Origin of the sequence: Streptomyces albiaxialis (genome assembly GCF_039530985.1) — a bacterium.
GTDB classification, from domain to species: Bacteria; Actinomycetota; Actinomycetes; order Streptomycetales; family Streptomycetaceae; genus Streptomyces; species Streptomyces albiaxialis.
In genome coordinates, this window is record NZ_BAAAPE010000017.1 from 129,634 (window position 1) to 140,616 (window position 10,983).

Below are 10,983 nucleotides of genomic sequence, written 5' to 3' on the forward strand. Positions count from 1 at the left end.
CGCTCGCTCAGGGCGCCCCCCAGCCGTTCTGCCGGTCGCCGTAAGACATCGCGCGCAGGCAGGTCAGCAGGGTGCGCGCCTGGACGTTGACGTAGTGGCTGTGCCGGGCGAACGCGGCGAGCTGGGCGTGCGACATCCAGCGGAAGCCGGGCGGCTCGTGCGCGTCCTCGGCCTCGACCACGAGACAGCGGCTGACCGAGTCCAGGAACCGGCCGCCCTCCTCGGAGTGCAGCGCCGCGTACCGGACGCGCGACGGCCCGGCCGACAGCACCTCGTCCAGGAACGGCGGCCGCTCCGCGGCGGGCAGATGCGCGTGGTTGCCGGGCGTGCACTGGACGGTGGGGCCCAGCTCGGCCGTGTCGAGGAAGCCGCCCTCCGCGCGGGCGCTCACGAGGACGTGCGGGACACCGCCGAAGTCGCGGGCGAGGAAGGCCACGAGGCCCTGGCCGCGCGGTTCGAGGAGCGGCTGCGTCCAGGCGCCGACCTCGCGGCTGCCGGCCCGCACCGAGACGGCCACGACGCGGAAATAGCGGTCCCGTTCGTGGTCGACGGACGCGGGCCCGCGCGTCCAGCCGGGCACCTCGGCGAGCGGGACGCGCTCGGCGGAGGTCTGGTGGGCGGCGCGGCGTTCGACGAGCCAGGACAGCATGCCGGTGTCGGTGTGCAGGGCGCGCGGGGTGTCCGGTCCGGGGAGTCCGGCGAGCACGGAGCGGGCGTCCATGTTGACCGTGAGGTCGTGGCGCAGGAGGGCGGCGATCTGCCCGAGGGTCAGCCAGCGGAAGTCCTCGTGCGGCGGCACGTCCTCGGTCGTCTCCACGACCATGTTGCGGTTGCGCTTGCGGAAGAACCACGAGCCGTGCTCGGACTGGAGCGCGTCGGACAGCACGCTGCCGGGGGCCGGGTCCGTGAAGTGTTCGAGGTAGCGGACGGCCGCTCCCTTGTGGACCTTGGTGTAATTGCTGCGGGTGGCCTGCACGGTCGGCGAGAGCTGGAGCAGGTTCGGGTTCCCGGGCTCCATCTTGGCCTGCATCAGGAAGTGCAGGACGCCGTCGAACTCCTTGGCGAGAATGCCGAGGATGCCGACCTCCATCTGGCAGATGATCGGCTGGCTCCACCTGCGCGCGTCGATCGTGGCGCGCAGCCCCTCGACCGTGAAGAACTTGCCGCTGCGGTGCACGAGGTTCCCGGTGTGCGGGGCGAACGACCAGCCCTCCAGGTCACCGAACGGGATGCGCTCCACCGCGAACGGCACGGCACGGCGGCGGCTCTCCAGCCAGGCGAGGACGTCGTCCGTGTCCGCCGCCGGGCCCGCGAGGGCCTCGGCCGAGCGGGCGATACGGGCCGCCAGCCCGGTGTCGCCGCGAGGCCGCACGTCGGGGGTACGGAGGGACGCGGCGCCGCGCGTACCGGCCGGGGCGCTCATCCGTTGCTCCCGACGAACTCGCGGACCGACTCCACGACGTAGTCGATCATCTCCTCGGTGAGGGCGGGGTAGACGCCGGTCCAGAAGGTGTGCTCGGTGATGAGATCGCTGTTCGTCAGCGCGCCGGAGACCCGGTGCGGCTGGTCGATGTAGGCCGGGTGGCGGGTGAGGTTCCCGGCGAACAGCCTGCGGGTGCCGATCCTGCGGGACTCCAGGAAGTCGACCAGCGCGGCCCGGCTGAACGGCGCCTCGGGGTCGACGGTCAGGGCGAACCCGAACCAGCTCGGGTCGCTGCGGGGCGTCGCCTCGGGCAGGACCAGCCACGGCAGCCCGTCCAGGCCCTCGCGCAGCCGCCGCCAGTTGCGGCGCCGGGCGGCGCAGAAGTGGTCGAGCTTGTCCAACTGGCTGAGGCCGAGGGCACCTTGCAGATCGGTCGACTTCAGGTTGTAACCCACGTGGGAGAAGATGTACTTGTGGTCGTAGCCGGTCGGCAGGGTGCCCATCTGGTAGGCGAACCGCTTGCGGCAGGTGTCGTTCTCGCCGGGCTCGCACCAGCAGTCCCGTCCCCAGTCCCGCAGCGATTCCACGATCCGGGCCAGCACCAGGTTCGAGGTCAGCACGCAGCCGCCCTCGCCCGTGGTCAGATGGTGGGCCGGGTAGAAGCTGACGCTGGCCAGGTCGCCGAAGGTGCCGGCCAGTCGGCCGTCGTAGGTGGACCCCACCGCGTCGCAGGTGTCCTCGATCAGCAGCAGCTCGCGCTCCTCGGCGAGCCGGGCGACCTCGGTGGCCTCGAAGGGGTTGCCGAGGGTGTGGGCCATGATGATGGCCCGGGTGCGCGGCCCGATGGCCCGCTCCAGCCGCTCGACGGTCGTGTTGTACGTGCGCAGCTCGACATCGACGAAGACCGGGACCAGCCCGTTCTGCAGGATCGGGTTGACGGTCGTGGGGAACCCGGCCGCCACCGTCAGCACCTCGTCGCCGGGCTTGAGCGCGCGGTCCCCGAGCAGGTGGGAGGTGAGCGAGGAGACGGCGAGGAGGTTCGCGGACGAGCCGGAGTTGGTCATGTGGGCCTTGCGCCGCTTCATCCTGCGCGCGAAGGCGGACTCGAACCGGCGCGAGCTGCGTCCGGCGGCGATCCGCATGTCCAGGGCCGCCTCGACGAGCGCCGCCCTGTCCTCCTCGTCCAGCACGGCGCCGGACGGCCAGATCTCGGTGACGCCGGGGACGAAGCCGCCCCCGTCCTGGATGTCCTGGTGGTACTTGCGGACCTCGTCGAGGATGTGCGCGGCCCGTTCGTTCATCGTCCGTCCTTCCCTTGGCAGCCCGCGTCCGCGAGCAGGTCCCTCAGCGAGTCCTCCAGGCTGCGGCGCGGGGTCCAGCCCAGCAGCCGCCTCGCCCGCGCGATGTCGAGCCGCAGCCACGGCATGTCGGAGCGGGTCCCGTCCGGCGGCCGTTCCTCCACCACGCGCAGGGAACGGCCGCTGTAGGCGATCAGCAGGTCCACGAGCCTGCGCACGGGAACGGCCGCGCCCCGGCCGATGTTGACGACCTGGCCGGTGACGGCGCGGGCGGGCGCCCGCGCGGCGGCGAGCACGGCGACGGCGACGTCCCGTACGTCGACCAGGTCGCGGTAGGAGCGCAGCGGCGCGAGCCGCAGCTCGTCGCGGCCGGTCACGAGATGGGCGGCCACGAGCCCGGGGAGACTGGCGCGGGGCGCGCCGGGGCCGCAGGCCACCGAGACCCGCAGCACCACCCCGTCCAGCCCGTGCTCGCGCGCGGCGCGCAGGACCGTCTGCGAGCCGCGCAGCTTCGTCCGCCCGTAGGCGGTGGCCGGTTCCAGCGGCCAGTCCTCGTCGACGGCCTCCCCGTGCCGCGCGGGCCCGTACTCGTACGCGCTGCCGAGCTGGATGAGGCGCGGCGGGCGGGACAGCCCGGCGACGGCGTCGGTGAGGCGGCCGACGAGGTCGGCGTTGAGCGCGGACATCTCCCGTTCTCCGCCGCCCCACACCGCGCCGCAGGCGTTCACCAGCACGCGGGCCCCGGTGTCGGCGCACAGCGCGGCCAGCTCGGCGGTGCGGGCGGTGGCCAGGTCCATGCGGACGGCACGGGCGGGGGCCCCGGCGCGGGGTGGCGCCGCGGACGTCGCATCGGGCGTCGCACCGAGCTTCGCACCGGGCGTCGCACCGGGCGTCGTGTCGGGCAGGGCCGCCGACCGCGACACCCGTACGACCGTGGCACCGGAATCGGCGAACACGGCGCAGATGTGCCGTCCCAGATAGCCGGATCCGCCCAGGACGAGGACCGGCCCGCCGGTCACGGGCGAGCGCTGTTCTTCGTGTACACGGCCTGCCAGAAATAGCTCCAGGGGAGCCCGCGCCCTTCTCGGGCACAGGTCCATTCCTCGCCCGGCCGGTAGGCGGAGAGGAAGGCGGGCACGGCCGCCTTGACGGCCTCGGTGTCGTGAATGTCGAGAAGCTGCCGGAGAGGCCCGTTCTCCAGCGCCATCTGCACGGCCTCGTTGCCCTTGCCGTAGCCGTCCATGCTCTTGTCGATGTATTTTCCGACCGGGTTCTTCACGAAGAATCCGGTGCACGAGCGGTCGATGAGCCGGAGATACGCGGAAACCGTTTCCGGGGCCATCTCGGTGAACGAGTGGACGTTGACACACAAGTCGAACCGGGAGGATTCCAACGCGGCCTCCACGTCCTCGTCCACGGGCACGAACCGCACCTTCGCGAACTGCTCGTCGTCCAGCACCTCGCGCAGATAGCGGCGGCTGAGCGCCAGCGTGTTCCGCAGATCGACGATGCAGTACCCGGCGAGGTCGTAGTTCGACAGCATCGCGTGGCAGACCCGCCCGTAACCGGCGCCGATCTCCAGGACGCGGGCGCCGCGCAGCTCGACGGCCTTCTCGATGAACCCCAGCTCCTGCGAGGCCTGGAGGTAGTCCAGGCAGACCGGCCTGCCGTCGATGCGCACCGAAAGCGGGTTTCCCACCTCCCGGTTGCGCACTTTCTCGATCCGGGCCCATTCCTCCGGGCTGAGCCGCGTCGCGAGTTCGTACAGCAGCGCCTTCAGATAGCGGACGCCGTTCGTGGTCGGATCCCAGAGCGCGAGGTGGAAGTTTCTCGGGTCGGACTTGAAATCAGTCAGATCGGCGGCCGCTTCCTCGGTCACCCACCTCTCACTGATGCGCTGCCACTGCCGACTCGCCTGGAAAGCCTGTGCCATCCCACTCTCCCCACCATCGCCGCTCGGCTGCCTGCCGCCCAGCGTCACGGCCGCTTCTAAAGCCCGTCTAACCCCGGGATATCGCCGGACACCCCCGCCCACGACGCCCGCGACCCACCACCGACGGGCGAAAGGACCGGATTAGGCGCCCTTTAGAACCGCCCCGAGAGTGGTCCCACAACACCGGCACCCGACCATCAGCGGAGTGGGCGACAAGGCGGGCCATGGCGAACAACGAAGAGAAGCTCCTCGATTACCTCAAGCGGGCCACCACGGATCTGCGCACCACGCAGCGGCGGTTGAAGGAGATCGAGGCGGCCGGGCACGAGCCCCTCGCGATCGTCGGCATGGCCTGCCGGTTCCCCGGGGGCGTACGGTCCCCGGAGGAGCTGTGGGACCTGGTGGCGCGCGGCGGAGACGGCGTCGGCGGACTGCCCGAGGACCGCGACTGGGACCTGGACTCCTTCGCCGGTTCCGGCTCGGGAAGTCCCGGCGCGGGCATCACCACCCAGGGCGGCTTCCTCGACGACGTCGCCGGATTCGACGCCGCGTTCTTCGGCATCGCGCCCCGCGAGGCCATCGGCATGGCGCCGCAGCAGCGGCTCGCCCTGGAGACGTGCTGGGAGGCCATCGAACACGCGGGCCTCGACCCGCGGTCCCTGCGCGGCAGCAGGACCGGCACCTTCATCGGCTGCGACCACCTGGACTACTACTCCGACCCGTCCCAGGTGCCGGACGGCTCCGCCGGGTACTTCACCATCGGCAACACCGCCAGCGTCGTCTCCGGCCGGGTGGCCTACCTCCTCGGCCTGGAGGGCGCGGCGGTCACCGTGGACACCGCGTGCTCCTCGGCGTCCGTCGCGCTCCACCTGGCGTCGCGCGCGCTCCGCCAGTCGGAGTGCTCCCTCGCGCTGGCCGGCGGAGTCGCCGTCATGTCCTCGTCGGCGCCCTTCGTGGGCTTCGCCGATCTCGGCGTACTCGCCCCCGACGGCCGGTCCAAGGCCTTCTCCGCCGACGCCGACGGCATGACCATGTCCGAGGGCGTCGGCATCCTGCTGCTCGAACGGCTCTCGGACGCGCGGCGCAACGGGCACCGCGTCCTCGCCGTCCTCCGCGGATCCGCGATCAACCAGGACGGCACCAGCAACGGCCTCACCGCCCCCAACGGCCCCTCCCAGCAGCGCGTCATCGCCGAAGCCCTCGCCGACGCGCGGCTCACCGCCGCGGATGTCGACGCCGTAGAGGCCCACGGCACCGGCACCACTCTCGGCGATCCGATCGAGGCCCAGGCGCTCCTCGCCACCTACGGGCAGGACCGCCCCGAGGGCCGCCCGCTCCGGCTCGGCTCCGTCAAGTCGAACATCGGGCACACCCAGATGGCCGCCGGGGCGGCAGGCGTCATCAAGATGGTGCTGGCCATGCGGCACGGCGTCCTGCCCGCCTCGCTCCACCTCACCGAGCCCACCCCCGAGGTCGACTGGGGCTCGGGCGCGATCGAACTGCTGACGGAACAGCGGGACTGGCCACGTGGTGAGAGCCCGCGCCGCGCGGGCGTCTCGTCGTTCGGCATCTCCGGTACGAACGCCCACCTGATCCTGGAAGAGGGGGACTCGGAGGCCGAGGACGCCCTCGCGCCCGTACCGCTCACGGGCGTCGTCCCGTGGGCGCTCTCGGCACGTACGCCCGACGCCCTGCGCGACCAGGCACGGCGCCTGGCCGACTGGCTGACCACGGGCCCCGGCTCAGGCTCAAGCTCCGGCTCAGGCTCAAGCTCCGGCTCCGGCTCCGGCCCCGACTCCGGACCGGACGTACGGGACGTCGGCTGGTCCCTCGCCACCACGCGCACGCTCTTCGAGCACAGGGCCCTCGTGCTCGGCGGGAGCCGGGACGAACTCCTCGCGCGGGTCGAGGCCTTGGCCGAGGGGAGAGCACACCCAGACGTCGTGGTGCCCGGAGGCGGCGGCACGGCCCCGTCGGGGCAGCGGGTGTGGCTCTTCAGCGGCCAGGGCAGCCAGCGGGTGGGCATGGGCGCTGAGCTGTACGGCCGATTCCCCGTGTTCGCTGCTGCCTTCGATGAGGTGTGCGGGTTGCTGGACCCGCACCTGGAGCGGCCGCTGCGTGAGGTGGTCTTCGAGGGTCAGGTATCCGAGCTGGAGCACACCACGTATGCGCAGGCCGGACTGTTCGCGTTGCAGATCGGCCTGGCCCGGCTGCTGGGTTCGTTCGGGGTGCGGCCGGATGCGGTGATCGGTCATTCGATTGGTGAGGTCGCCGCCGCCCATGTGGCCGGGGTCTTCAGCCTGGAGGACGCGTGTGCGCTGGTGGCGGCCCGGGCGACGTTGATGGGAGCACTGCCCCAGGGCGGCGCGATGGTCGCGATCGAGGCCGGGGCGGAGGAGCTGGAGCTGGAGCTGGAGCTGCCGGAGGGTGTGGCGGTGGCCGCCCTCAACACCCCCACCAGCACCGTCATCTCCGGCCCCGAGCAACCCGTCCTGGAACTGGCCGAGGCATGGAAGGCCCAGGGACGTAAGACCAAGCGCCTCAGCGTGAGTCATGCCTTCCACTCCCCGCTCATGGACCCGATGCTGGAGGACTTCCACCACGCCATCGAGGGCCTGGACTTCCGGCAGCCGGTCATCCCCCTCCTCAGCAACCTCACCGGCCAACCGGCCGACGACGCGATCGCGTCCCCCGACTACTGGGTCCAGCACATCCGCCAACCGGTCCACTTCGCCCCCGCCCTCGCCCGCACCGGGCCCGACGCCGGCAGCTATCTGGAGCTGGGCCCCGACCCCGTCCTGGCCACCGCCGCCCAGCACACTCTTCAGCACCACGATGTCGCGGCCAACCGTGACGACGGGGCGGAGCCGCTGGTCGTACCGGCGCTGTCGGGCAAGAAGCCCGAGGTCGACGGGTTGTTGCAGGCGCTGGCCCGGCTGCACGTCGCCGGCGTCGACGTGGACTGGTCGGCCGTCGTGGCCGAGGAGGAGCGGCCACCGCGTGCCGTGCCACTGCCGACGTACGCCTTCCAGCACCAGCGGTTCTGGCTCGCGCCGCCCAGCGTGCACGGCTCCCGGGCCGCCGGGCCCGACGCCGTCGAGGCACGGCTCTGGCAGGCGATCGAGCAGCTCGACGTCGAGGCGCTGACCAGCGGGATGCGGCTGGACGACGACAGTGGGGCCGTCGACACGCTGCGGCCCGCGCTGCCGATCCTGGCCGAGTGGCGGCGCCGTCGGCGGGAGGAGGCGCGGCTGGACTCCTGGCGGTACCGGGCCGTCTGGTCGCCCCTGCCCGCCACAGAGCCGGGCGGACGTGGAGAGGGCGGCGTCTGGCTGGTGTTCGTGCCCTCGGGGAGCGAGGACGACTCCGCCGTACGTACGACCGTCCAGGCTCTACGTGCGCGGGGCGCCGAGGTGCACCTCGGCCAGGTGGACGTCGCGACGGCCGCTCGTTCGCTGCTGGCCGGTCAGGTGGCCGAGATGACCGAGGAGGCGGGGGCGCCGACGGGCGTGCTGTGCCTCCTCCCCCTGGACGGCGGCGCCGTCCATCCGGACCACCCGGCGGTCCCGGCCGGGCTCGCGGCGACGACCGCCCTCTTCCAGGCCCTCGGGGACACGGGGGTCGAGGCTCCCCTGTGGTGCGTGACCCAGGGCGCCGTGGCCGTCTCGCCGGACGAACCTCTCCCCCATCCGGCCCAGTCGGCCGTCTGGGGTCTCGGCCGGGTGGCAGCGCTCGAACACCCCCGGCGGTGGGGCGGCCTGCTCGATCTCCCGACGGAACCCGGGCCCCTGACCGCCGACCGGCTGGCCGCGTTGCTGACAGGTGACCAGGGCCCGGAGGACCAGTTGGCCCTCCGGGGCTCCGGCACCTACGCGCGACGGCTGCGCCGGGCCCCCGCCCCGGAGGACGTCGACGACGCCCCCTGGCGGCCCGAGGGCACGACCCTGATCACCGGAGGCACCGGCGGACTCGGCGCCCACCTCGCCCGCCGGCTCGCGGAGCAGGGCGCGCCGCGCCTCCTCCTCGTCTCCCGCCGCGGCCCCGACGCGCCCGGCGCCGCCGAACTCGCCGACGAGCTGCGCGCGTCGGGCACCGAGGTCACCGTCGCGGCCTGCGACGTGGCCGACCATACGGCCGTGGGGCGGCTGCTCGACGGGGTCCCCGAGGCGCACCCCCTCACGGCCGTCGTGCACGCCGCAGGTACGGCCGACATCGGGCCCGTCGCCGAGCTGGGGCCCGAGGACCTGCACGGCCTGTTCGGCCCCAAGGCCCTCGCGGCGAGGCATCTGCACGAACTCACCCGGGAGCGGGGCCTGAGCCTGACGGCGTTCGTGCTGTTCTCGTCCAACGCCGCGACCTGGGGCAGCGGCCACCAGGGCGCGTACGCCGCCGCCAACGCGTACCTCGACGCGCTCGCCGAGCACCGCCGGGGCGTCGGCCTGCCCGCCACCAGCGTGGCCTGGGGCCCCTGGGCCGACATCGGCCTGGCCGCGGACCAGGAAACCCTCTCCTATCTGCGCAATCGCGGCCTCGCCGCGCTCGACCCCGATCTCGCCACCGCCAGCCTCCACCGCGCGCTGGACCACGGCGACACGACGCTCACCGTCGCCGACGTGGACTGGGAGACGTTCGCCGCGACGTTCGCCGCGCGGCGTCCCAGCCCGCTGCTGAACGGGCTCGTCCCGGACGCGGACCAGGAGCCCGGGGGCCGCGACGCCCGCTCGGACAGCGCGCGCGACCGCGATCGCGACCACGATCGCGACGACCCGCTGCACCGCGAACTGGCGGACAGCACGCCCGCGCAGCAGCTCCAGATCCTCCTCCGCCACGTCCAGGCCCGTGCCGCGGCCGTCCTGGGCCACCCGGACCCGGCCGCGCTCCCGCCCTCGCGCCCGTTCCAGGAACTGGGCTTCGACTCGCTCACCGCCGTCGAACTCCGCAACCAGCTCACCGCCCTCACCGGCGAGAACCTGCCGCCCACCGTCGTCTTCGACCAGCCCACGCCCCAGGCCCTCGCCGGGTACCTGCGCCGACGGCTGAGCGGCACGACGGCCCCGGCCGGACGCGCCTCCGGCCGCCCCCCGGCCCGCGAGGCGGGGACCGACGACGAACCGATCGCGATCGTCAGCATGGCCTGTCGCTTCCCCGGCGGCGTGCGTACCCCCGACGACCTGTGGAATCTCGTCGCGCAAGGCAGGGACGCCGTCTCCGAACTGCCGACCGACCGCGGCTGGGACCTCGACGCGCTCTACGACCCCGACCCCGCCCACCCCGGCACCAGCTACGTACGCGAAGGCGGCTTCCTCTACGACGCGGGGCGGTTCGACGCGGCGTTCTTCGGGATCAGCCCGCGCGAGGCGCTGGCCATGGATCCGCAGCAGCGGCTGCTGCTGGAGACCGCGTGGGAGGCCTTCGAGAACGCGGGCCTCGACACCGCGTCCCTCCAGGGCAGCGACACCGGTATCTTCACCGGCGGCACCTTCCAGGGCTACGGCTCCGCCGGGAGCGCGTCCGCCCCCGATGTCGAGGGCTACCTGCTCGCGGGCGGTACCCCGAGCGTCATGTCCGGCCGCCTCGCGTACGCCTTCGGGCTCGAAGGGCCCGCGATGACGGTGGACACGGCGTGTTCGTCGTCGCTGGTCGCGATGCATCTCGCGGCCCAGGCGCTGCGTCAGGGCGAGTGCGAACTGGCGCTGGCGGGCGGCGTCGCCGTGATGGCCACACCCGCGACGTTCGTCGAGTTCTCCCGCCAGCGCGGCCTCGCGCGGGACGGCCGCTGTAAGCCGTTCGCCGCCGCGGCCGACGGCACGGGCTGGGGCGAGGGCGTGGGCCTGGTGCTGCTGGAGCGGCTCTCGGACGCGAGGCGCAACGGCCACCGGGTGCTCGCGCTGCTGCGCGGGTCGGCGGTCAACCAGGACGGCACCAGCAACGGCCTGACGGCGCCGAACGGCCCGTCGCAGGAGCGGGTGATCCGTGCGGCGCTGGCGAGTGCGCGGCTGACGGCGGCCGATGTGGATGCGGTGGAGGGGCACGGTACGGGGACGACGCTGGGGGATCCGATCGAGGCGGGGGCGTTGCTGGCGACGTATGGCCAGGAGCGTTCCGATGGGCGGCCGTTGTGGTTGGGGTCGGTGAAGTCGAACATCGGTCATACGCAGGCGGCCGCGGGTGTGGCCGGTGTGATCAAGATGGTGCAGGCGATGCGCCACGGGGTGCTTCCGGCCTCTCTGCACGTCGATGAGCCCTCGCCGCACGTGGACTGGTCGTCCGGCGCTGTGGGGTTGCTGACCGAGCCGGTGGAGTGGCCGTGCGGCGAACGTCCGCGCCGG

Annotated in this window: 5 protein-coding genes; 1 reads left to right on the plus strand and 4 read right to left on the minus strand. The window is 73.1% G+C overall.

All coding sequences use genetic code 11. From position 1 onward, the window contains the following. Window positions 1–7 precede the first annotated feature (7 nt). The 4 genes from ABD343_RS34510 to ABD343_RS34525 are packed head-to-tail and all read right to left on the minus strand — an operon-like array spanning window position 8 to window position 4,654. Window positions 8–1,423 carry an NDP-hexose 2,3-dehydratase family protein gene (locus ABD343_RS34510; protein WP_344534062.1) on the minus strand — a complete coding sequence of 472 codons (1,416 nt, stop codon included), beginning with the start codon at window positions 1,421–1,423 and terminating at the stop codon, window positions 8–10. After that, a complete protein-coding gene (rfbH, locus tag ABD343_RS34515) occupies window positions 1,420–2,724 on the minus strand; it encodes a lipopolysaccharide biosynthesis protein RfbH (protein WP_344534064.1) in 1,305 nt (434 codons plus the stop codon). Before rfbH ends, ABD343_RS34510 begins: the two co-directional genes overlap by 4 nt. Then, on the minus strand, window positions 2,721–3,740 hold the full coding sequence (locus tag ABD343_RS34520) for an NAD-dependent epimerase/dehydratase family protein (protein ID WP_344534066.1): 1,020 nt from the start codon (window positions 3,738–3,740) through the stop codon (window positions 2,721–2,723). The genes rfbH and ABD343_RS34520 overlap by 4 nt, the downstream gene beginning before the upstream one ends. Continuing rightward, window positions 3,737–4,654: a putative sugar O-methyltransferase gene (locus ABD343_RS34525; RefSeq protein WP_344534068.1), complete on the minus strand. Its 918-nt coding sequence runs from the start codon at window positions 4,652–4,654 to the stop codon at window positions 3,737–3,739. Before ABD343_RS34525 ends, ABD343_RS34520 begins: the two co-directional genes overlap by 4 nt. Window positions 4,655–4,878: 224 nt before the next feature. On the opposite strand from ABD343_RS34525, the gene ABD343_RS34530 reads away from it, so the two are divergent. After that, window positions 4,879–10,983 (plus strand): type I polyketide synthase (locus tag ABD343_RS34530; protein ID WP_344534070.1); only part of this gene is annotated, 6,105 nt, incomplete at its 3' end.